The following is a 23,628-nucleotide window of genomic DNA, read 5'->3' on the forward strand; positions in this document are numbered from 1 at the left end:
TTTTCTCCTCAGCGGTTGCTAACCGTGCCGTAGCGTGGTACTGCTCCGCTGATCTTGGGCTGGGCGTTGTGGCCGGTTCGCCCAGGCAGTTTCCTATTCTGAGCTTCTTATTTACTTTGAACATGCCGCGTTATATAGTAGCCTATCCTACCACCTGGAGTACCGCTGGTCGGGCACGTCTCCGGGCCGCTATGCTCTTGTTGGCGCTAAGTGCAGGCCTCTCCAGCGTGCACGCGCAAACCGATTCGCTACGGGCTATTACCAAGCGTGTTACCGCCTACAATCAGCAGGCGCTGCAAGAGAAACTTTACCTACACCTCGACCGGCCCCTCTACATCAGCGGAGAGATTATCTGGTTTAAGGTGAATGCCACGGACGATGTGGCGCACCGCCCGCTGGCATTAAGCCAGGTGGCCTACGTTGAGGTACTGGATAAAGAGCAGCGGCCCGTTCTGCAAACCAAGGTGGCGCTTCAACAGGCTAAAGGGCATGGCTCGTTGGCGCTGCCCGCTTCGTTGGCCTCCGGTAACTATACGGTGCGCGCCTACACCAACTGGATGAAGAACTTCTCCCCAGACTGCTTCTTTCACGCCAATATCTCTATTGTTAACACCCGTACTACACTAGGCCTCAAGGTCACCAAGGATACCACCTCCTACACCGCGCAGTTTTTCCCTGAGGGAGGTACGTTGGTAAAAGGCGTAACCAGTAAGGTAGGCTTTAAAATAGTTGATAAAACCGGCAAAGGAATAGCGGCTACGGGCACCCTGCTAGACCAACGCGGCGCCACCGTGGCAACCTTCAGCACCCTCAAGTATGGCCTAGGCAGCTTTGTACTAACCCCTCAAGCAACAGGCGCCGTCTATACAGCAGTACTCACGCTACCCAACAAACAGGCCTTCACGCGGAAGCTTCCTGTGGTTGCGGCGCAAGGAGTAGTGCTTCGGGTGGAGGAAGCCAGCCCCACCCAGCTTAGAATTGGTATTGAATCAACGGTGCCTGGCCAGGCCGCCGAAGAACTACTGCTACTAGGCCACTCCCGGCAACAGGTAGCTGTATCGGCCCTCACTCGGTTGCAGGCTGGTAAAGCCACGGTGCTCGTTGACAGGAAAACTCTACCCGAGGGGGTAACGCACTTTACCGTGTTTAACCAGGAGAAAAAGCCACTGTGCGAGCGGCTGTTCTTTACCCGGCCTACGCACCAATTAGCCATCACGGGCCGCACCGCGCAACAGGCCTACGGCACACGCGAAAAAGTAAATCTGCAGATAGCCACGGCTTCTGCGCAGGCTCAACCACTACCGGCCAATATGTCGCTGGCCGTTTTCCGGCTCGATTCGCTGCCGTCCTCGGCCCTGCCCAACATCCACAGTTACTTGTGGCTGACCTCTGACCTGAAAGGCAACATTGAGAACCCCGACTATTATGTAAGCACCCCCGGCCCGGAGGCTGAGCAGGCCAGCGACAACCTGATGCTGACGCATGGGTGGAGCCGGTTCCGCTGGGCGGATGTTCTTGCTGGCCCCAGTAAGCCTTTCCAGTACCTATCCGAGCTCCAGGGACTTACCATTCCGGCCCGAGTTACAACGGGCGGGGGCAAGCCAGCTCCTGGTGTTATTGTGTACATGGCTACCCCCAGCCCAAAGGTTAACCTCTTTAACTCGCTAAGTAATTCTGATGGACTGGTACTATTTGAAGCTAGTGGCCTATACAGTGCCAATGACCTGATTCTGCAGACTAACACGCAGAAGGACAGCACGTATCAAATTGAACTGTTAAATCCGTTTTCGCAGCAGTATAGCAAGTCGCTGCCGCTGCCCTTCACCTTCTCAGAGCGCAACCAGCAGGACATTCTTAGCCGCAGCCTGGAAATGCAGACGCAGAATGCGTATTTCTCGAAGCAGCAAGCCATCTTCAAGCTCCCGGTCTCTGACAGCGCGGCCTTCTATGGCAAGCCTGATGAGCAGTATTTGCTTGACGAGTTTACTCGCTTTAAGGTGCTGGAAGAAGTAATGCGCGAATACGTACCCGGCGTGCAGGTAAGGCTTCGGAAAGACGGCTTTCACTTCTTGGTGATGGACCACGTGAACAACGCCATATTCCCCGAAAACCCGCTCGTACTGTTAGATGGCGTGCCGGTATTCGATATCAATAAGATAATGGCTATGGACCCCCTGAAAATCAAAAAGCTGGACGTTATGACTAGTGCCTACTTTCAGGGGGCCGCGCGCTACAATGGTATTGTGAGCTATAGCACGTATAAAGGCGACCTAGCGGGCTTTCAGCTTGATCCGCGCGCACTCATTCAGGAGTACGAAGGCGTACAATACCAGCGCGAATTTTACTCTCCTAGTTACGCCACAGCCGAGGAAAAGCAGCGCCGCTTGCCCGATATGCGAAACCTGCTCTACTGGAACCCCGATGTTACGACCACTGCCACCGGCTCCACTACCCTAGAGTTCTTCACCTCTGACCAGCCCGGCACGTATGAAGTTGTGGTGCAGGGCCTCGCAGCCGATGGCCTTAGCGGTACCGCCCGCTTCCAATTTGAGGTGAAACCAGCTCTCTAGGCCAGAGGGAAGCTTCACCCATAGTGTATCGAACGCCCAGCAGGAGCTTCTCGGCTGGGCGTTGTGTTTAGTAGCTTAGCCGTTTGGGTGTCCACCGCACAGCGGGCAACTGCTTACCTCACCAACCAACTGCCGTATGTAGCGTTACTCTCCTTACACTCCCTACCAGTTACTATGAGCACCTTTGACGAAGACAACCGCCTGCAGTGGGTAGAGCGCATTTCCCGCCTTATGGACAGCCAGTTTCAGGTGCCCGGCACTACCTGGCGCTTTGGGCTTGACCCGCTGATGGGGCTGATTCCGGTGGTGGGTGGCTTACCTTCCCTGGCCATTTCCGGGGTGCTCATTCTAACAATGATGCGGCATGGGGCCAGTGGTCAGCTGGTAGTTCGGATGCTTCTGAATGTTCTTCTCGACACCATTATTGGTGCTATTCCCGTGATAGGCAACATTTTCGACTTCGCCTATAAAGCTAACGACCGCAACGTGCGCCTACTGCGCGCACATTACGCCGAGGGCAAGTATCAGGGCAGCGGCTGGGGGCTGCTGGTGCTGGTGCTTGTGGTACTCTTGGCGCTAGGTGGCCTAGTGGTGTGGGGAGTGTGGGAGTTAGGTACTACCATCTGGCACTATCTGGATCAGCACTCATGGCAGTACGCCTAGCCCAGGCGCGCGGTCCAGTAGGTTCTGCTTTTACACACGCATTACTCACGCCCCGGCCTTACCTTTGCGGCGTGAAAATGCTCCGATACCTTCCGCTGCTCCTACTATTTTCCTCGTGCTTATCGTTGCAAAGCGATGAGCAGAAAGCCGAAGCCGCTGAGAAAGCCGTGCTGGCTCGCCACGATGAACTGATGGCCCAGATGGACCAGTTATATGAGCTGCGCCAGCAGCTCCAGAAAACGCCTCCAGCCGATACAGTTGCGGCTGGCCGCCAGCGCCGTGCCCTCTTAGCTGCCGATGCGGGCATGATGGCCTGGATGCATCAGTACCACCGCCCAGCCGATACCACCAAGGTGGAGCGCCGGCTGACTTATTACGCCAGCCAGCAGCAGTATATTGACTCCGTAGGCCACCTGTTTCGAACTAGTCTCGACTCTGCGCGCTTGTTAGTAAAAACTGGTAGTCGCTAATACCTTTTCTTCATGAAGATTTCTTTTTTGCGTAGCGTAGGCCACTTGCTTTTAGCACTAACCGTGGTAAGCGCCGGTCTCACGCTCCCCAGTTGCACCCAAAAGCCTACCCAGGAAGCCCACTTACCCTATTTGGGTGAGCCAGAACTGGTAGTTAACCCTGCCGGTGCCGCCCCCGATACTATTCCCTATACCGTTCCTGCGTTTACCCTTACCAACCAAGACAGCCAGACCATCACCAACCAAACGTTTGCGGGTAAGGTCTATGTCACTGATTTCTTCTTTGCTACCTGCCCCAGCATCTGCCCCAAAATGCAGAGCGAGCTGCTGCGCGTTTATGAGCAGTTTAAGGGCAACCCTAACGTGCTGTTCCTAAGCCATACCATTGACCCAGCGCATGATTCGATTCCGGTTCTGCGTGACTATGCGGAGCGCCTGGGTATCAAGGATGCGTCGCGGTGGCACTTCGCTACGGCTCCTCACGACACTATTTTTGCCCTGGCCCGCGCATACATGACGGCCGCTCAAGTAGATAAGGGGGTAGTGGGTGGCTATGCTCACAGCGGCACGTTTGCCCTGATTGACTCCCACCGCCGCATTCGGGGGTTGTATGATGGCATGGAAAAAACGGAGGTTGACCGGCTCATCCGGGAGCTGCCCGAGCTATTGCGGGAAGAAGCCAACGCCCAAGCTACGGCTGCCAAATGAGGTATAGTCGGCTCGCAGTTTCGAAAGTTGGAGCCGTGCTGGCCGCACTAGGCATCAGCTTATCGGCGGGCTTGAGTGGGTGTTTCACGGAGCGCCGCAATGAAGGGGCCCAGCTGTATGCCTCCCACTGCGCCAACTGCCACGGCGAGCAAGGGCAAGGGCTGAAACGCCTGATTCCGCCGGTTGCTGCTTCAGATTACGTAGCGCAGCACCGTCAGGAGTTACCTTGCTTAATAAGGAAGGGTATGCAGGGCGCGGTGGTAGTAAATGGGGTTGAGTACAACCAAGTGATGCCCAGTCATAATGACCTCACTGATTCCCAGATTGCCAATCTGCTCAACTTCGTGCAACAAAACTGGGGCAACAAAAACCAGGCATATACCATCCGTGAAGCGTCAGAGCTTCTTGGCCAATGTAATGGCAGTGACGGGCAATAGCTGACTAATCGGGCGCCGCCTCCCGGCGTCAACCAGCAAGCTAGGCCTATTCATTGCACTGGCCTAGCAGTTGGCGTATGCTATTGAAGGACAGCTGGCGTGGTAATCTGAAAGCAAGGGCACTACTTACAGCAGCCTGAAGTTTTTAATTTGCTTTTCAGGAAGAGGTTCTCGGCCGGTAGGGCGTGCATCTTCCCGTAATCCTCCTTAGCTTGCAGCTTCATCTGTTTGTTTTGTTATGGGTCTATTTGACTTTCTAAAGAAGAAATCGGAAGAGGACGCTCCAGCGCCCGCTCCCACCCCCACTCCTGCTGCTTCGCCCTCTCCCAGCGCGACTGATACCCCCTCCGGTCCGCGCTACAAAGGCTCGAACTATCAGATGCCTACCCCGCCCGCTCCGGCTCCCATGCCTCAGATTCCGCCGGCACCCCCCATTCCTCTCCCCCAAACTCCCGATTTAGTGGCTTTCGAGCCTCGCAATATTCTGGAGCAGTTGCTGCTTCAGGCCGCCACTGACCCCGCTTTCCGCAGCCCCTTTTATCAGGCGTTGTTGGGCGAGGAGGTAGTGGTAGTAATGGCTCCCAAAGAAGGAATGGAGCCCGGCGAGATTACGCCCACTGAAGGCATGGAGATTCAGTTGCAGGTGTTGCACGACGGAAAAATACCCGTTTTCACCTCAGTAGAGCGCATTTACGAAGGTGGCGCAGTTGCCCCCGACTCGGTCACCTATATGCGCCTGCGCGGCCATGATTTCTTCTCGATGGTGCAAGGTGCTGAGTGCGCCCTGAACCCGTTTTCACCCGTGGGTAAGTTGTTAGCCGCCGACGAAATTCAGGCCCTGTTGGCTGGTCAATTGTTTGAGGTGCCTAACCCGCAAGACGTGCAGGTGGCGCTTAATCAGCCTGCTGAAGAGCCCATAGCCCTGAAAGATGCCCTGCGCGAATATGCCGGTGGCCAAGACCACATCAACGCTATTTACTTAGCCGAGATGCAGATGCAGCACAACCCCGAGGAGCGTCGGTTGCTGCTTGCCTTCCACTCAGATCAGCAAGACCCCGCGTTTCTGCAGGAGCTTGGCCCTGTTATTCAGAATAACATTGGTGAAGCGCAGTTCGTGGACCTGATGCTTATTGACCCTGCCTCAGAGGAGCCACTTATTCAGTATCTGCTGCAGACTGAGCCTGTATACCAGCGCGCGTAGCTGCAATGTAGGTCTATGCTCAAAGCCCGTCGCCATGGCGCCGGGCTTTGTTGTTTCTGAGCTTTTGCGGCGGCAGGCTTATGCTGCGGTAGTAGCTTGTTGGCGGGCTAACACCCGCCTCAGCACGGGGCGTAGTATAAAGTAAAGCGTTGCGCCAACCGGTAAGGCAGCCAAGGCCCAGAGTAATAAAGCGCCCGCAAAAGCTTTCCAGAGTACCTGCAGGGCGGTTACCCAGTCGTGGGAGAACTGCTGTTGCAGCTGGGCCAGCGTCAGGGCACCGTGCGCATCGGCCCCGAAGAGCTGGTTGCCCCAGTGCAGTAGCGGAATCAGCAGCAGTAGCTGCACCGGGCTCCAGAGATGCGCAATGAGCAGCGTGGCCGCCACATTCAGGCGCAGCCGTACGGCAATAAACGTTGCTACCAGAGTAGTAATGCCCAGTACGGGCACCAGCCCTATTACCGTACCCAAGGCCATAGTCAGGGCCAATTGATGCGGCGTGAGCCCTTGCCGCAGCAAATTTCGCAAGGGATTGAGCAACCGCCGTACCCAATTAGTGGCAGGCGGTGTATCTGGGGGCAATGCAGGTGGTTGAGTCACAAGGAAAGTTTAGCAGGAACGGTACAATTTCCAGCGGCGGCGAGTTACCTTCGTACACTGCCCTGAGCTGGCTTCGCGCCAAGAGTAGTACGCGCCTCCGATGACAAAAGTACACGACTCGGCTCACCACGGCCGCAATGTTTGGACTGATTTCCTGATTCTGCTGCGCCGCGCGGCTCGTGAGTTCAGTGCCAACGACCCATTGCGCCTGGGTGCCGCTACGGCATTCTTCACCACGTTTGCCCTGCCTCCCATCCTGATCATTCTGATTCAGATTATCGGGTCGCTTTACTCCGCTTCGGCCGTGCGCCTGCTGTTGCTCACCAAGCTCGCTCACCTGCTGGGGGCCTCAGCGGCCGGTCTGGTAGAGCAGATTTTACAGAACGTCACCAACGTAGAGCGTAGCCGCTTAGTCACGTGGCTGGGGTTTACCTTTCTGCTTTTCATTGCCACTACCCTCTTCGGAGTCATTCAGAACTCGCTTAACCAGCTCTGGCAAATCCGGACCCGGCGCAGCACCGGCCGCCTCACCAAGATTCTGAAGGAGCGGGCCCGGTCGCTGAGCCTGCTCTTTGCCACCATGGTGCTTTCAGTGGTAGCGTTTGGAATTGATGCCGCCCTGGCTTTTTTGGGCGACTACATTCGTGACTTCGACGCCACCTTTGTGTATTACCTCTTCCAAATTGCTAATCAGCTTTCTTCGTTGCTGATTCTGGCGGCGTGGTTTGCTATTACGTTCCGCAATCTTAGCAGCGCTAAAGTGCCACGCCGGGCAGTGCTCCGCGGCGCCCTGCTCACAGCCGTTCTAATTGACTTGGGCGAGAATGTACTGGGCTTTTTACTGGTGCCACGTAACTTAGGCCCTATTTACGGCCCAGCTTCCAGCATGGTGCTGGTGCTGCTGTTCGTATTCTACTCCGCCATGATTTTCTACTTTGGCGCCTGCTTCACGAAAGCGTATGCGCACTACGTTGGACTGGATATTCGTCCCAAGAAATCCGCCATTCGTTATAAGCTGGTAGACGTAGAGGATTAGTAGCTGTAGCTCAGGCCGCCGCTTGTTCAGTTGGCTTGGCTTGTACAGGTGAGGTAGATGTGCCCCCCTAGTCTGCGCTGACTAGTTACCGCTTTCCATGTTCCCGCCTGCCAAAGCGCTACCTTTGCAGGAAATTTCACGCTGTATGACTCCGACTTCTCCCTCCTTCGCCGACTTAGGCCTCGCCCCCGCGCTTTTGCAAGCTCTCGAAGAGCTGGCTTTTGCGGCCCCTACTCCCGTACAGGAGCAGGTGATTCCGATGGCCCTGGCCGGACAGGATGTGGTAGGCCAGGCGCCCACTGGCTCGGGCAAAACGGCCGCTTACGGCCTTTCAGTGCTACACCAGGTTGATGTGAAGCTGGATGCCGTGCAGATTATTGTGCTGGTGCCGGCCCGGGAGCTAGCCCTGCAGGTGCGCGATGCGCTCAAAAAGCTAGGCAAATTTTTGCCAAACCTGCGCGTAGCGGCCTTCTACGGGGGCCACGCCTTCCGTGATGAAACGGCCTCGCTGCAGCAGGCTCCTCACATTGTAGTAGCCACTCCCGGCCGCCTCCTCGACCACTTTGAGCGGCGTAGCATCATCCCGAACCAGCTGAAAGTGCTCATTCTCGACGAAGCCGACAAATTACTGGAACTAGGGTTTCAGGATGAGCTGGTGGAGATTATCAAGCGCCTGCCCCGCCGCCGCCAGACATTGCTTTTTTCGGCCACCATGTCGGATAAGGTGCTGGATCTGATTCGGAAGAACCTCACGCGTCCTCGGGTAGTGAATGCCGGCGAGGACACTGATGAGCTACCTGAGAACCTGAAGCTCGTAGGCCACTACGGTACGGTAGAGAAGAAGCCCGCCGCTCTGCTTCACTTGCTGCAACAGCCGGAAACCGGGCGGGCCCTGGTGTTTTGTAACACTCGGGAGCGGTGCTCAGAGCTCACCCGCTTCCTGCAGGGACGTGGCGTAGCAGCAGAAGTATTGCACGGTAAAATGCCCCAGCCCGAGCGCGACAAAGCCCTCATGAAGCTTCGCAACGGCTCCAGCCAGGTGCTGGTAGCTACCGATGTAGCTGCCCGCGGTATTGACGTGACGGCCCTCGATACGGTAGTGCAATTTGATTCCCCTGACAAAGCCGATGCCTTCCAGCACCGGGCGGGCCGCACGGCACGGGCTGGCGCCGAAGGCACAGCGCACATTTTGGTGACCGACAAAGAAATGGCCCACGTAAAGAAGTGGCCTGTGGCCGCCAGCATTCAGTGGAAGCCCCTATATGCGCCCAAGCTTCCTCCAGCGGCTCATAAAACGGCTCGCCCTGAGAACGTAACACTGCACGTTTCTGCGGGCCGCAAAGACAAAGTCAGTGCCCACGATCTGGTGGGTACGTTTGTGGCGCAAGGTGGCCTAGAGCGTTCCGAGGTGGGTCATATCGAAGTCTTCGACCATTATAGCTACGTGGCAGTACCCCGGCCCCAGGCCAAAGACATTGCCGAACGCGTAACCGGCGCTAAAATCAAAGGTCGGAAAATCAGGGTTTCGCTAGTAGAGTAGCGGCTTTCTGCGCATCCGTCACTTTCAAATGAAATCCCCTGCTCAGCTGGTGTGTTACCAGCTGAGCAGGGGATTTTGATTTAGTACGCCATTACTTGAACTGCTTCACAAGTAGCTTTGCTCACCTGTTGAGGCTAAAGCACCCGAAAAAAGAGTTCTGATCTGCCTTCTGAAGAAGCAGCCTCGGCATTCCTTAGGCTTCCTTGCAAGCATAACTTCCTCGCTTGCCCAGCCTTACTTTTTTATTGTTTCTTATCTGCTAAAAGGGCTACGCATGTAAGCCACAATTACCCTTTTGGCCCTTGCTAAATCAATTTTGGGCGTGTGCTGTAAGCGTTTGCGAGCTGTAAAAGATGCATAAATGGCTTTATTTCGCACTTTTTTCTCGCAACGAGTGATGATATCTTTGGCTTAGCGGCTGAGTGTCTACTCCCTACTATGCTGCTCAAGCCAATGCCTATGCAGCATTGGCATAGCCCAAATATCTTGGCTGAAGTCTTGCGTCAAGTCGTGGGCCCCTTGGCTACTCGTTTACTAGCCGTTGGCATTTCTGGCGCTTCTGGCCACCCTGAGCTTGTGTATTCCCACCCCTTCTTATCTCTCCTGCATGCAAAGAATAGTTCTGGCCGCCATATTTGTGGCGAGCCTTCATACTGCTACGGCGCAAAAAGCCTCTTCTTCCAAATCCAAGGCTTCCTCCTCCCCTTCCTCCTACTCGGCGGTGGGCAAACAGGTGCAGGTCTACACCACGGCCGCTAACTCGGAGCTGCGCCTGTCGGCCACTGATAAGCTCAGCTTCTCGGCCCAGCCCCAGCCCCTGGAAACCCAGCCCACGGTCTTCGTCGACCCCAACCACTCGTTCCAGGCCCTGCTCGGCATCGGCGGGGCCCTGACCGATGCCGCGGCCGAAACCTTCGCCAAGCTGCCCACAGCCCAGCAGCAGGAGTTGCTGCGCGCCTACTACAGCCCCACCCAGGGCATCGGCTACACGCTGGCGCGCACCACCATCCACAGCACCGACTTCTCCACGGCCCCCTACACGTACGTGGCCGACGGCGACAAGACGCTCCAGACCTTCAGCGTCAAGCACGACGAGCAGTACCGCATTCCCTTCATCAAGCAGGCCATTGCGGCCGCCGGCGGCCAGCTGACGATGTACGTGAGCCCCTGGAGCCCGCCGGCTTGGATGAAGACCAACCAGAGTATGCTCAAGGGCGGCAAGCTGCTGCCCGAGTACCGCCAGCTCTGGGCCGACTACTACGTCAAGTTCATCAAGGCGTACGAGCGCCAGGGCATCCCTATCTGGGGCCTGACGGTGCAGAACGAGCCCATGGCCGTGCAGAAGTGGGAGTCGTGCATTTTCACGGCCGAAGAGGAGCGCGACTTCGTGAAGGGCTACCTGGGCCCCACCCTGAAGAAAGGGGGCCTGGGCGACCGGAAGCTCATTGGCTGGGACCACAACCGCGACCTGATGTACCAGCGCGCCGCTACCTTGTTCGATGACCCGGAGGCCAGTACGTATTACTGGGGTCTGGGCTACCACTGGTACGAGACGTGGACCGGCTCGGGCATGCAGTTTGAGAACCTGCGCCGCGTGCACGAGACCTACCCCGACAAGCACCTAATCTTCACCGAGGGCTGCATCGAGAAGTTTGACTTCTCGAACGTGAATGACTGGCAGCTGGGTGAGCGGTACGGCCACTCGATGATCAATGACTTCAACGCCGGCACCGAGGCCTGGACCGACTGGAACATCCTGCTGGACCAGACCGGCGGCCCCAACCACGTGGGCAACTTCTGCTACGCCCCCATCATCGGGGACACGCGCAGCGGCCGGCTGCTCTACACCAACAGCTACTACTACATCGGCCACTTCAGCAAGTTCATCCGGCCCGGGGCCCGGCGTATTGCCACCACGGCCAGCCGCGACGTGCTGCAGACCACGGCCTTCCGCAACCCCGATGGCACCGTTGCGGTGGTGGTGATGAACCAGACCGACCAGCAGCAGCCCTTTCAACTCTGGATCAGGGGCCAGGCGGCCCCCACCACCTCGCGCCCCCACTCCATCATGACCCTGCTCGTGAACTAGCCCACCCTAGGCCAGTCTTAAACAATTGACAATACGCCCCAGCTGCCTTGTGCACGTGCACAAGGCAGCTGGGGCGTACTGCTTCTGAGCCTTTCTTGATAAGTGCAATAGCACGTATAGGGCACACTCCAGGTAAGTTCATGGAAGCACTGGCCTACGCATCAGTCGGTATGTACCTGAACTGCACCGTTAGCATTCGTAGCTCTCGCACACAGGGACCGACAACTCAACCGTTGTAGGCCACTAAAAAAGAAGGGCCAGCCTGTCCCCCTAAAGACAAGCCGGCCCATTACACTCCCGCTTTGGTTTCTAGCTTCCGCAGCGAGATACTGGCAACTGTAAATCAGGAGACGCTGATAAGACGCTCCTGTGGTAATGTGGGGTTGCCTGAGTTTGTAACAGACAACCAGCTGGTGCCTAGTAACCGGACCTAGCTTGTGGCTAGGTCCGGCCCACTTAAGCCAGAAAGCTAATCCCCAAAAGCTTTCTGGATACGCACCTCATCCCACTCGGCAGTGCCGGGCCGAGTCCCGGTATTACTTATACTGGTAGAAGCGCACGTAATCAACCTGCATCTGCTGCGGGAAGGTGGTGGTAGCGTCGGGGTTACCATCAAAATTCCCTCCTATGGCTAAGTTCAAAATCACGAAAAAGGGATTGTTGAACGGGTATGGGCTGGCGTCGCTGTTGCTGAAGCGGTAATACTCCCGCCCATCGAGGTAGAAGCGCATGAGATTCTGGCTGCGCACCACACTAAATACATGAAAGTCGTCGGAGAGGTCGTAAGCCAGTCGTTCGGTGGTTCCGGTGTAGCGGTGGTCAGCAGAGCCCGTGCCATAGTGCATGGTGGAAAGCATTTCCCGGGGTTTGCTGCCGCGCAGCTCCATGATGTCAATTTCTCCGCAGACAGGCCAGTTGTTCTGGTCTATATCAGAGCCCAACATCCAGATGGCGGGCCACACTCCTTTGCCTTTGGGCACCTTGGCCCGCACATCTAGGCGGCCAAACTGAAAGCTTTGCTTGCCTTTGGTAATAATGCGTCCTGAAGTGTACGAATTAGTGCCCGGGGTTTGCTGTTTAGCTCTTATAACGAGGTTTCCGCTCTCCGTAAATACATTTTCGGGAGAGTTGGTGTAGTTCTGAAGCTCCTGGTTGCCCCAGCCGCTGGCCCCTTGCTCGTATACCCACTTGGTCTGATCAAGGGCGCTGCCATCGAAATCATCACTCCACTTGAGTTCCGTGTACTGATTAGGCTCACGTGCCTCGGAGTTTACGAGTGCTGGCGCCGGAGCTGGTATGACCTGGGGTTTCGTTTCCGTGCAGGCCAGTAAGCTCAGGGCCAGCAAATAGCTGGCCCCGGCTTTCTGACGGAGGGAGATACCTGTGAAAGTTTTACGCATGTAAGTATGCCCTTGCAGGCTCAAGCAGCTACTAAGCAGCGGCAATAGAAATGCTATTTCGCCACCAATTTGAGGGTGAATACCACTCCGGCATTAGGCTTACCGGCGCGCAATACCATGTGCTTCTCATCAATGGAGAGAATACGGTACACCAGGTCGGGCGCGTCGGTGATACCGATAAAAGAGCCGGCATTCGCCAGCGTAAGCTGGGCTACCCCAGCGCCTGTGGCGGCACCAAAAGTATAGGGCGTAGAGCCGGAACGGGGTGCCTGGCATCCGCCATTACCAGCTACCAGAGTTTCGCCTTTAGCATTGTACGTGTACACATTGGCGCTGCTGAAGGTAAACTCATCGTCGGCCTGGCATGCTGGCAGGGCACCCGCTGGTCCGCCGGCGTAATAGCTCGTAGGATCAGAATCACTGGGACCTACTACAATGGTGGCACTCACACTGTTATCGAGCATCCAGGTTTTGGATGAGCCTCCGGTGAGCAATTGGTTTACCGTGTTGAGGGGTGATACAATCACTACCTGCTTGGTTACGGAAGGGCTGGTGCCACCGCGGCCAGCTGCAATCAGCTGCACCGTAAAGGTGCCGCCTTTGGTGTACACGTGCGTCACCGTTGCCCCCGAGCCAATAGTACCATCGCCGAAGTCCCACTGATACAGGAAGGCATCGGAGCTGGTGCTGGTAAAGGTCACCTCGGAGGTGAGGCCTACCACTTTGGGCGTGGAGGCGGTGAAGCTGATAGTGGGCTTAGGACCTTCGAGCTGGCCGTCGTCGTCTTTATCGCAGGCAGTAATCAGTAGCGAACTGGCCAGTAGTGCCAGCGCCATCTTATTCCAGATATGTCTCATGGGTTTGTGAGCTATACGCGTCGGTGGGAAGTGGCCTAGTAGCCAGGGTTTTGTTTCAGGCCGGGGTTAGCATCCAGCTCAGACTGCGGAATGGGCAGCACCAGGTTCTTCTCGGTAGGGATACCGCGCTGGGTGATGCCCAGGGTGCGCAGGTAGGCGGCTTGCGCCGTCATTACGGGAATGAGCTTCCCGGTGCGCTTCAGATCAAACCACCGGTCAAACTCGAAGGCCAGCTCATACTTCCGCTCCCTGATAACAGCATCAATGAAGTTGGGAGTACCAGCCGTTAAGTCGTGGGCGGCAGAAGGAGCATTGATGTCTAAGCCAAATGACCGACGACGAACCTTATTGATGGCTTCCAGTCCTTCGGGAGTTGGTCCTACAGCCTCCGCTAGAATCAAATACACCTCGGCCAGGCGCATTACGGGTACATTAAGGGGCGAATCCCAGATGTTGGTATTCACTTTGCCCACAAACCACTTTTTGCAGTTGTAGCCGAAGGGTGAGCCAGTAGCCTTAGCCGACTGCTTTGATCCATCGGGGAACACGTCGCCGGGTACCCAGATTGTAGCATCTTTGCGCGTGTCGCCCGCCTCATAGCCGTTCACGAAATCGGGCTCAGGAATGTTGAAGCCGTAGCCGCTACCAGGAGTTTGGTTGGCACCCCGAGGTCCGAAGAACTCGTTCATGGAGGAGCCCACGTTATTACGGTCGTACTGGTTACGGCCGTTCACATACTGCACCTCAAACAACGACTCCTTCTCGTTGCGGTTTTCATTCCCGACTTTGAAGTTATCGGCGTAGTTGGCCCACATGGTTTTCCCCGACTTGGAGATTACCTCACGCGCCCACTGAGCAGCTTCGGGTTTCTTGCCTTCGGTGATGTACACTTTGGCCAGTAGGCCAGCTGCGGCCCACTTGGTGGCCCGGCCCAAATCTGCGCCGCTGTAAGAGGGCTGCAGGTTATCGTAGGCATCCTTCAGGTCCTGCTCAATCTGCTTGTATACTTCGGCGGCAGGTGTACGCGGAATGTTTACTGCCTCGGGGCCAGCAGGAGGAGCCGTAAACAGGGGTACGTCACCGTAGGCCCGCACCAGGTCGAAGTAATATTTGGCCCGCAGAAACTGTGCTTCACCCAAGCTCCGCTTCTGAATGGCGGGGTCCATGTTGGGGATGTTTGGCACCTTTTGCAGTACCAGGTTGGCGCGCTGCACTCCAATGAAAGAGCCACCCCACAACCGGTTCACTACCAGGTTAGTAGAGGGAATACTAAAGGCCTCTAGCTGCTTGTACTCAATGCCGTCATTGCCATCATCACCGCCCGTAACGGAAATATCGGCCATGATGTCGAAGGCCCACATGGCCAAGTTATACTGGCCCTCTTTGGTTAGCTCGCTGTAGGCCGCATTTACGGCCTGGATAGCGTCTTGCTGGGTCTGGTAAAAGTTTGCGTCGGTTACCTGGTCGGCGGGAGCTTCTTCGAGGAACTTCTCCGTACAGCCAACCAACAGGCCTAGCGAAAGCAGAAAGGCACTGCAAGTAATTTTGGAAATATTCATGACTAGGTAGGTGGGAATTAGTAAGGATTAGAACCCAATGTTCAGGCCGCCCATGAATACGCGGGCTTGCGGATAGATACCCAGGTCAACGCCGCTGGCACTTACCTCCGGGTCGTAGCCGGTGTATTTGGTCAGCGTTACCAGGTTCTGAGCCGTGAAGTACACGCGCAGCTGAGTTGCCGAAATCCGGCTCATCAGGGTTTTAGGCAGTGTATAGCCGAACGTGAGGTTCTTGAGGCGCACGTAAGAGCCATCCTCGATGTAATGGGTAGATACCCGCAGGTTGTTGTTGGGGTCACCGTTAATGGCACGTGGGATGTCATTGCTGGTGCCGGGGCCGGTCCAGCGGTTCAGGATGCGGGTAGTACCGTTGGTGGTGCTGTACAGAGCGCTTTCCGTGATGTAGCGGTTGAGGTTGTACACGTCATTACCCTGCACTCCCTGAATAAAGAAACTCAGATCAAAGTTCTTAAAGTTCAGTGTGTTGGTCAGACCAAACGAGAAATTGGGGTTTGGATTACCAATAAACGTGCGGTCCAGGTCAGTAATCACCCCATCGCCGTTGATATCCTTGAAGCGAATATCACCGGGGGCTGTACCGGGCTGTTGGGTAGGTGCATTCTTTACTTCTTCCGCAGTCTGGAACAAGCCATCAGCCACGTACCCATAGAACGAGCCGAAGGGCTGGTTGATATCGTAGCGAACGATAGTGCCGCTCAGTGAGCCCAGGCCGTTGTACGGCACGCCTGCTCCCAACGACTCCAGCTTGGTTTTGAAAGCCGAGAAGTTGAATGTAGTAGTCCAGTTTAGCGCTTGGTCGAGGCCAGTGAAGTTGTGTGAGGTAAAGGAAAAGTCGATACCACGGTTATAGGCGGAGGCCGCGTTGGCATTCACCGACTCGTAGGTACCAGATACCAGGGATGGTGGCACGCCCGCAATCAGGTTGGGCGAGTTACGGTTGTAGAGGTCAATGCTGGCCTCAAACCGGTTGTCCAGGAAGCCCATGTCCAGACCAATGTTTGCCTGATCGTTGTACTCCCAGCGCAGGTTCGGGTTGGCTAGGCGAGTGGGGGCACCACCCGTGTTGATAGCACCATCTGGCCCCAAGGGGTAGGTGATACCGAAGTTGATGGAATACAGGTAAGCAAACCGACCGGCATTGAGCTCATTACCTACCCGGCCGTAGCCGGCGCGCAGCTTTAGGTTGCTAACTACGCTGTTGCCTTTGAGGAAGTCTTCCTCAGAAATGCGCCAGCCAACGGAAGCACCGGGGAAGAAGCCAAACTTCTCACCGGGCTGGAAGCGCGAAGATCCATCGTAACGGGCAATGGCCTGGAAGATGTACTTACCGGCAAACTCATAGTTGAGGCGGCCGAAATAGCTGGCTAGGCGCCGAGGCGTAGGGTCAAGCGTGCCCGCGTTGCCAAGCAGCGTATTGATGGGGCCCGCATTGATAGTCTGCAGGTCGTTGCGCAGATAGCCAGAGCGGTAGGCCTCCACGTTGCTGTAGTTAAACTCCTGCGCCGACTGGCCTAGCAGCAACGTCACCTGGTGCTTATCGGCAAACAGGTGGTCGTAGGTGGCGGTGTTCTCAATCAGGTACGACGGAGCGTAGCCGGACGTCGCGGAGGCACCAGCTGTGATATAGCGCTGGGTATAACCCGCCAGCTCAGGGCCACGCGGAGCGAAGCTGTTAAAGTTCTCAAAGATCATGTCAGCCCCCACATTGGTGCGGAAGCGTAAACCTTTCAGCGGCTCTAATTCTGCGAAGAAAGTGTTAATAGCCCGGTTGCGAGTAAACCTCTGATTTACGCGCAGGGAAGTTGCCAAAGGGTTTTCTTCCGTGAAGTTGTCATTGGCACTGTTGGGCTGGTACCAGTAGCCATCGGGGCGGTAGGCCTGTACGGTGGGCGGAATGCGCAGCAGCTGCTGCACGGCACCGTACTCTCCGTTGTTGCTGGTCACCTGCCGGTCACTTGCATGCGACAAGGCAATGCTGGTACCTACTTTCAGCATGCGGCCAATTTGCACGTCGCCGTTGGCACGCAGAGTAAAGCGCTCAAAGTTAGTACCAATGATGATACCGTCTTGCTGAAAATAAGCTCCTGACAAAGCAAACCGCGCTTTTTCGCTGCCTCCGGTTGCCGATACAGAGTAGTTCTGAATCTTGGCGCGGCGGAATACCAAATCCTGCCAGTCAGTTCCCTCTCCTAAAGAAGAAGGGTCACGGAGCTTATCCAGCGCAATAGGCTTACCGGCAGCCAGTAACGACTCGTTGTTGATGGTTGCGTATTCTTCGGCGTTGAGCAGATCCAGCTTGCGGGCTACCGTCTGCACGCCACGGTAGGCATCCAGATTAAAGGTGGTTTTGCCTGCTTTGCCGCGCTTGGTGGTGATGATTACTACCCCGTTGGCGGCTCGAACCCCGTAAATGGCCGTGGCCGAAGCGTCCTTCAGAATATCAATCGACTCAATATCATTGGGACTGATGGCGCTAAGCTGGTTGTCGCCGCGGTCTGGCAGCGGAAATCCGTCCACAACGTACAGCGGGTTGTTATTGCCCGCAGAAGTGATACCGCGCACCCGAATGGCCGTACCGGCAGCGCCACCCGGCGTACCACCGTTGGAGGTAATTGTTACCCCCGATACTTTCCCCTGAATGGCTTGCGTAACATCCGGCACTGGCTGGCGAACAATATCTGCCGCCCCTACTGATGAAATAGCACCCGTTACGCTCCCGCGTTCCTGGGTACCGTAGCCAACTACAACTACTTCACTAAGTGCCCGGGAGTCCTCCGTCAGGGTTACGTTCAGGTTGCTGTTGGCACCGGTGATTGGCACCTCTCTCCGAGTAAAGCCTACGTAGCTGATTACTAGCGTTGAGCCTTCGGGGGCGTTCAGAGAAAAGTTGCCATTGGCATCAGTGGAGGTACCTACGGTGGTACCTTTTACTACGATGGTTACCCCAGGCAACGGGTCGCCATTGGATTGAACAATCCGCCCTGATACGGGCACATCGGCGAAAGCAGTGCTCTCTGGAGCCGTACTTGCCAGCGGGGAAACGGCGGCGGCGGCCGGGGCCGCTAACACCGGTAAGCCGGCTGCAGACAGCCACACGGCCCGCCGCAGCAATGCGTTGGTGTAGAAAGGTTGGTTCATATGAATGTGGGAATTGTGGGGTAAGAACACTGGAAGGCAAGCCCTAGTAAACCTGCACTCAAGCTTAAGGCTTGCTGGGGGCAAAACTGCTCTGGCAAGGGCAGTGTAGTGGGGCAGCTGTTGGGAAGTAGTTACAAATTATACCAAGGCTGCAGCTACCGTGAAGGGCCAAGCAAGACTAGGCCTGTTATAAAGGGCTACAATTTAAGGAATTGCCTAGCCTGCGTAACTTCTCAAGCTTGGCCTGGCCAAATGCCCTAGCAACAGGTAACCCAAAGGCGGTATAGCTTTTTGTACTGCTAAAGCAATAGGGTTGCGTGGGAGGCAATCCTGTTGGTAATGAAGGCTACTGAGCTGGGGTACACCTAAATCAGAACACTACTTCTTTCCTTAGGAGCGAGCAGATAGATTTACCCGGTGGCATTTCTTAAGGGAACACCCCCTATAAGGTGTGCCGTGCGGGAAGTGGCCTGAAGTTGCAGGCATAGCTCGTATAAGAGCTGACAGTAAAGGTGGGAATGGTAGCATGGGGTTGTGGGAATGCTCAAATATATCCGACCTTGTTTGGCAAATGCAAGAGCGAAATAGCCCTCAAAGCGCCGTAAAGCCATTTTTTCATGTTATTAACAAGTTAATTATACACTTACTACACACGCAAAAAGCAGTATAGTATGCCCTGTAGTTATGCTAGTGCCATTTAGCCGGGCTGTAAGCTTCACGTAAAAAACAATCAAAAAAACAGACCCATCTGGCTACTTTTTTGAAAAAAATTAACTGGCATTATCCTATAGTACCACCTTTTTGCCTGACGAGCTGGCTACTACACTTTTATCAGCCTCAATGCCCTCTTCTTCTGCAAAGCCCGTGGCATCTAACAGTATATGTGTCCAGTCCTCATTGTCGTCAAAGTCAGGGGCTTGGCGGCGGCGGCGCATAGCTTCCGTTACCTTCTGGCTAAAGCTCCAGCAGGTGCCCTGGCGCAGGTCTAGTACCCTTGACAGCTCCTGGGAAGTGTAGCTGCCCTTGTGAGTGTAAATCAGGAAAACGGCATAAAAAGCCTTGATGATGGAGAACTTACACTTCTGTAGCAACGTGTAAGCTGTGGCCGACTCTACGTAGCGACACCGGGTACAGCGCCGGGAGTGTGGCTCACGGCCGTCGCAATACTTCTCGTGCCCACATTTACGACACTGAAATGTGTCAGCCCACTTCAGGTTGGCTAGGTATGTAAGGCACGCCTCCTTGTCAGGGTAAATCTGACTGAACTCACCGAAATTCACCTCCTTGGAGAGCACACGAGCCGTTTTGGCCTCCTGCAAATCGCGTTGCAAATCAGTATTAAGCTTTTCAATTGCCGCCGATTGCAGAGCTAACAGCCCATTGGCCTGTAGTAACTCGCGGTTTTGTGCACTAATTGTATCGCTCTGCCGCCGCAGCTCCTCTGTTCGCAGAGCTACTAAGCTTTCAAGTTCCGTATTCAGCTGGTCTTTAAGCTCCTGATTGCGCTTTAACTGCTCCACTAGCCGGTCCTGAGCCAGGTGTTTCTTGCGCAGTTGCTTTACAACCTTCTCCTGAGCCCTAATAGTCAGGTCTTTAATGCCCTTTATTTTTTCACCTAAGGCATAAGACAGTACCACTACTTCCACCACAAACGCCGCATTCATACTATATACCGTGGCGGTATTCGTGAAGGTGTCAATTCCTATTTTGCGCAGGATGAGGAAGCCCACACTTACTGCTACCATTGCGTGAGCCAGTAAGAAATATCCGGCCGGTCTAAACCCACGCTGCCAGATACGAATAGCGAGGTAGTAAATCATGCTATATGGCAGCAGATACAGCCAAAAACCCCACCCTGAGTTTAGCCAGATGGCATCCAGAAGCAATGCAGCTACACTTAGCAGTACCACTGCGCGCACCCAGGGGTCGTAGTGTGGCAGGCGTTGGGGGGCATCCAGAAACTGCCGGGCATAATAACTGAAGGTGAGCAGCAGCAGGATGGGCGACCCAGCAATAATTATCTGATTCAGAGTAGGATAATCCGGCCATAAATACTGAAACCCTAGGCCATCTTCCGAGAGAAAGATAAGGCTTGAGCTTAGCACATACAGCACATAGCGAAGGTAGGTCTGCTCACCGATGAATACATAGAGGCACAGATTATAGATAACCATAATCAGGAGAATGCCATAAAACCCACCCAGCAACCCGTACTCGGCCTGAAAATGCTCGGCCAGCATCTGCTCAGTGCGCAACCGGCTCAAAAAGCTGGTTTTAGAATTTGAACGGAGCCGCAGGTAGAAAACCTGGGTCTGGTTGGGCTCTAAGCTTAAGCGAAAGAGGAAGTTTTTGTAGGGAAACCGGCGCGACGTGAGAGGTTGGTCGGCGCCGGTATGAATGCTGTTCCTGCCTCCGTCCGTAGCCGGGAAGTAGGTGATATCATTGAGGTGAGAGTCGAAGAGCTCGTAGTACCAGTGCTGGGCCAGCGAGCCTTCGGCCCGTACTACCAACCGAAGCCAATAGGCAGCTCCGGGGTGTTCCATACTGGTTGGCACTTTGTCGCCGCGCTCAAAAGCCGCGGCATGAATAGGCTGCTGCACATCAGTCAGCGTCAGCTGAGCTGAGGGGTCTTCCAGCACACTGTAGAAGCGAGGCTCAATGAACAGCTCTTCCAGATTTGGCCGTACCCGCAGGGTATCGGGGCCGGTAGCGGCAAAAGTTGAGGAGTTGCACAAGAAAACCAAGAGCAAGGTGCGCAGGAACAGAGCCGTTGTGCAACCACTCCTAAACTGAGAGAAATTGTGAGAAATGAGCCTCATCGTACTTTCCAAGGTAAGAAAAAGTAGAGCAGTGACCTTACTGGCCACCTGCTGAGGTTGCTGCGGCTGGCTCAAAACGCAGCCAATTGATTTGGTCTACCGGCTGTTTTACCAACAGCATCAACTGGTGCTGCCCCAACGGGAGCGGTGGCGTTTTCACAGTTACTGTAATCCACTCCCCTGCCGTAACAGCTTGGCCTACTGGTACCGACGCTATTGCATGGCCATCTAACTGCAGGTTTAGCTGGCCCGGAGCAGCTCCCTTCCGTACCCGCATCTGCAAAGTGTAAGGCCCCACCGCCGCTACTTTCACCGTGTACTTCAACCACTCGTCTGCGGAAAGATGGCCTACAACATATTTTTTCTGCGGTGAGTCAGTATTCACTTCTATATCAACCCCATCATTACGATAGGCGCCGCCTTGGTTCCAGGGAGTATTGTCTCGGTAGTCGATCTTCGCCGAAAAATCATCGTAGTAGGCCACTCCTGCCCGTCCTAAATCATAGTCGGCGGCCTGAATTGTGCCTGGAATTGAGTGCGCCACAAAAGGCGCCTGAAAAGTAGCTGGCTGCGTGAGAGCGGCAATAACGTCGCGGTTGGGTACACAGTTAGTGTATTGCACGTTGCGGAGCAAAGCCGCTCGTCCTTCGGGCGTTAGAATACTGCCGTAGGGTTTAACGCGTAGTAAACTAGTGGGGCCATCAACCCGCTTGAGGGTCCAATGGCACCAGCCTATGTTTTGGGCATTCAGCCCCTGCACCGCCGCAACAAACCACTCATTAGAGTTCTCGCCGGTTTCTCCCACCCAAACCGGTACCTGCCACTGGTCGCGGAAAGCCGCCAGATTATGTAGCAGGTTGATTTGGTTGGGATTAGGGTCAGCAGTTTCCGGGGTATTTGGGCACCAATACCGGTGGGCGTTGTAGGCCAGGTTACTTTTATCCTGAATAGTCAGCTTATCGGGCGTGAGGTTGGTGTACTCGTTACCGTAGCCATTACCTTCCAGCAACAGCAAGTGTTTATCATTCTGCGCCCGCACGGCGTTTATGAGGCGGGAGTACAAACTCCTTAGCTCCTGGTTATCGGCCGACATACCGTTAGCCACATTTAAGTTATGTGGCTCATTAATAAGATCGTACATCGCCACGCGCGGGTCGCTTTTGTAACGAGCCGAAAGCTTCTCCCAGAGACGCACCGTTACATCTTGGTAAATAAGGCGGCCTTTAGCATCGTGGCGCTTCCACAGGTCCAGCGGCACAAAGTTGTCGTTGATGTTGCGGTCAGTGCCTTGTCCGCCGGGCGCGGCGTGTAAGTCCAGAATCACGTACAGCTTATTGGCCGCGCACCACTTCAGCACGTCATCAATGAAGCGAAACCCATCGAGGCTTTTCGGGTCTGTGAACAGCTGGTTCTGGTCGTACCAGGTGCTTAACTGCTGCACATACCCATCTACATTTTTAGGGCTCAGCATTGCCTGGGTGCGTGCCTTTCGTTGGGCCGCCGTCAGGAACAAGTCGTAATGAAAAGGCAGACGCACGCAGTTGAAACCTTGCTTGGCAATAAAATCAATATCTGCCTTCGTGATAAAATTAGCGCGGTACTGCCGGTAGAATTCCTCCATCTGGGCTTCTAGCATGGTGCGTAGTAACCCTTGCTTTATGCGCCATTGGCAATTAAGAGAATCGGTTTGCAGAATGTAGCTTTCCTGGAGCAGCCACCCTCCTACATTAAAACCTCGCAGCACTACCTCTTTCCCACTGGCATTTACCATGTGGGTACCCTTGGCCTGCAAGAAGCTTAGCTGCTGGGCACTTGCAGGCAATGAAAATATCGAGGTACCCGCTAGCAGCAGAACAACAAAAATGGTAGCACGAAGCGTACTGCTTCGCGGCGGCGAAAGGCTGGGGCCATTCATATGAGCTACTTGCTTGGGGTGGATGGGAATAGCGTAGTGAAAAAAACGGGGAGGAGATACTCCACCCCGTTTCCGCTTTTATCACACTTCATTGCACGCATATAATCTTCTTGCTGCCCTTGGGTGATGAGGCAGTGAGCAGAATTCGGTGGAGGGGCCTACGGGGTTCTTCCCCTGCCAGGTAGCACAGAGATACCAGCTGTTAGGGTGTAGCAGACTGACCAAGAAGAAGGGGAAGCCCGTATGGGCAAAGCGCCAAGTATGCGGAGTAGATAAGCCTAGCGCCGCCGAGCGATGTTGGCTCAGACTAAGGTTCTACTACTAGAGCAGAGGAGTGAGCGAGTTGTTCTCCTTGCTTGCTCTTGCTAACAATACCTGGCCTAGGCAGCAAACCTAGCCTGAAGTAGTAAGGCTTATTTTCATGGGGGGGGTGGGATTTGTAAGGAATAGGGTTCAGACGCCACCCGCGTCGCTGCATTAAGCAACTGGGGTGGTAAACAGGGCGGATGCCGGGCAGGAACAGGGAGCCGCTTTGCCGGGCCTAATTGAGCGGAACAGCCGAGGAATTTACGCAAACTCAATGCAGAGTACAGAGACGTAACAAGCCT

General features: G+C 55.1%; 16 protein-coding genes. 9 read left to right on the forward strand and 7 right to left on the reverse strand.

What is annotated here, in order from left to right:
• The first annotated feature begins 122 nt into the window (after window positions 1-122).
• The 6 genes from HMJ29_RS18925 (at window position 123) to HMJ29_RS18950 (ending at window position 6,049) form a co-directional block, all read left to right on the forward strand.
• On the forward strand, window positions 123-2,570 hold the full coding sequence (locus HMJ29_RS18925) for a hypothetical protein (RefSeq protein ID WP_171592952.1): 2,448 nt from the start codon (window positions 123-125) through the stop codon (window positions 2,568-2,570).
• A 174-nt stretch (window positions 2,571-2,744) separates the two neighbouring features.
• Complete coding sequence (locus HMJ29_RS18930; RefSeq protein WP_171592953.1) at window positions 2,745-3,233, forward strand: DUF4112 domain-containing protein; 489 nt, start codon at window positions 2,745-2,747, stop codon at window positions 3,231-3,233.
• A gap of 77 nt (window positions 3,234-3,310) precedes the next feature.
• Window positions 3,311-3,703 (forward strand): hypothetical protein, encoded by a 393-nt coding sequence (locus HMJ29_RS18935; RefSeq protein WP_171592954.1) that lies wholly within the window; start codon window positions 3,311-3,313, stop codon window positions 3,701-3,703.
• A 12-nt stretch (window positions 3,704-3,715) separates the two neighbouring features.
• Window positions 3,716-4,411 carry an SCO family protein gene (locus tag HMJ29_RS18940; RefSeq protein ID WP_171592955.1) on the forward strand — a complete coding sequence of 232 codons (696 nt, stop codon included), beginning with the start codon at window positions 3,716-3,718 and terminating at the stop codon, window positions 4,409-4,411.
• A complete protein-coding gene (locus HMJ29_RS18945) occupies window positions 4,408-4,848 on the forward strand; it encodes a c-type cytochrome (RefSeq protein WP_171592956.1) in 441 nt (146 codons plus the stop codon). Before HMJ29_RS18940 ends, HMJ29_RS18945 begins: the two co-directional genes overlap by 4 nt.
• Before the next feature lie 238 nt (window positions 4,849-5,086).
• The gene (locus HMJ29_RS18950; RefSeq protein ID WP_171592957.1) at window positions 5,087-6,049 is read left to right on the forward strand and encodes an enhanced serine sensitivity protein SseB C-terminal domain-containing protein; all 963 of its coding nucleotides are present in this window, start codon (window positions 5,087-5,089) and stop codon (window positions 6,047-6,049) included.
• A 78-nt stretch (window positions 6,050-6,127) separates the two neighbouring features.
• On the opposite strand, the gene HMJ29_RS18955 is transcribed toward HMJ29_RS18950, so the two are convergent.
• Window positions 6,128-6,574: a DUF2062 domain-containing protein gene (locus HMJ29_RS18955; RefSeq protein ID WP_244679029.1), complete on the reverse strand. Its 447-nt coding sequence runs from the start codon at window positions 6,572-6,574 to the stop codon at window positions 6,128-6,130.
• Window positions 6,575-6,746: 172 nt separating this feature from the next.
• Between HMJ29_RS18955 and HMJ29_RS18960 the strand changes: the two genes are divergently transcribed.
• From HMJ29_RS18960 to HMJ29_RS18970, 3 genes are all read left to right on the forward strand, one after another.
• The gene (locus HMJ29_RS18960; RefSeq protein WP_171592958.1) at window positions 6,747-7,682 is read left to right on the forward strand and encodes a YihY/virulence factor BrkB family protein; all 936 of its coding nucleotides are present in this window, start codon (window positions 6,747-6,749) and stop codon (window positions 7,680-7,682) included.
• A 145-nt stretch (window positions 7,683-7,827) separates the two neighbouring features.
• Window positions 7,828-9,222, forward strand: a complete 1,395-nt coding sequence (locus HMJ29_RS18965; protein WP_171592959.1) for a DEAD/DEAH box helicase — start codon at window positions 7,828-7,830, stop codon at window positions 9,220-9,222.
• 607 nt (window positions 9,223-9,829) lie between these two features.
• Entirely contained in the window at window positions 9,830-11,311 is a 1,482-nt protein-coding gene (locus HMJ29_RS18970; RefSeq protein WP_171592960.1) for a glycoside hydrolase family 30 protein, read from the forward strand.
• A gap of 536 nt (window positions 11,312-11,847) precedes the next feature.
• On the opposite strand, the gene HMJ29_RS18975 is transcribed toward HMJ29_RS18970, so the two are convergent.
• From HMJ29_RS18975 to HMJ29_RS19000, 6 genes are all read right to left on the reverse strand, one after another.
• Window positions 11,848-12,711 (reverse strand): glycoside hydrolase family 16 protein, encoded by an 864-nt coding sequence (locus tag HMJ29_RS18975; protein WP_171592961.1) that lies wholly within the window; start codon window positions 12,709-12,711, stop codon window positions 11,848-11,850.
• 53 nt (window positions 12,712-12,764) lie between these two features.
• Entirely contained in the window at window positions 12,765-13,568 is an 804-nt protein-coding gene (locus HMJ29_RS18980) for a PKD domain-containing protein (RefSeq protein WP_171592962.1), read from the reverse strand.
• Window positions 13,569-13,603: 35 nt separating this feature from the next.
• Entirely contained in the window at window positions 13,604-15,127 is a 1,524-nt protein-coding gene (locus HMJ29_RS18985; protein ID WP_171592963.1) for a RagB/SusD family nutrient uptake outer membrane protein, read from the reverse strand.
• 27 nt (window positions 15,128-15,154) lie between these two features.
• Window positions 15,155-18,286, reverse strand: coding sequence for a SusC/RagA family TonB-linked outer membrane protein (locus tag HMJ29_RS18990; RefSeq protein ID WP_171592964.1), 3,132 nt, complete (start codon window positions 18,284-18,286; stop codon window positions 15,155-15,157).
• A gap of 785 nt (window positions 18,287-19,071) precedes the next feature.
• Entirely contained in the window at window positions 19,072-21,105 is a 2,034-nt protein-coding gene (locus HMJ29_RS18995; protein WP_171592965.1) for a 7TM diverse intracellular signaling domain-containing protein, read from the reverse strand.
• A gap of 37 nt (window positions 21,106-21,142) precedes the next feature.
• Window positions 21,143-22,927 carry a cellulase family glycosylhydrolase gene (locus tag HMJ29_RS19000; protein WP_244679027.1) on the reverse strand — a complete coding sequence of 595 codons (1,785 nt, stop codon included), beginning with the start codon at window positions 22,925-22,927 and terminating at the stop codon, window positions 21,143-21,145.
• Window positions 22,928-23,628: the final 701 nt, after the last annotated feature.

The organism is Hymenobacter taeanensis, from assembly GCF_013137895.1.
Taxonomy (GTDB): domain Bacteria; phylum Bacteroidota; class Bacteroidia; order Cytophagales; family Hymenobacteraceae; genus Hymenobacter; species Hymenobacter taeanensis.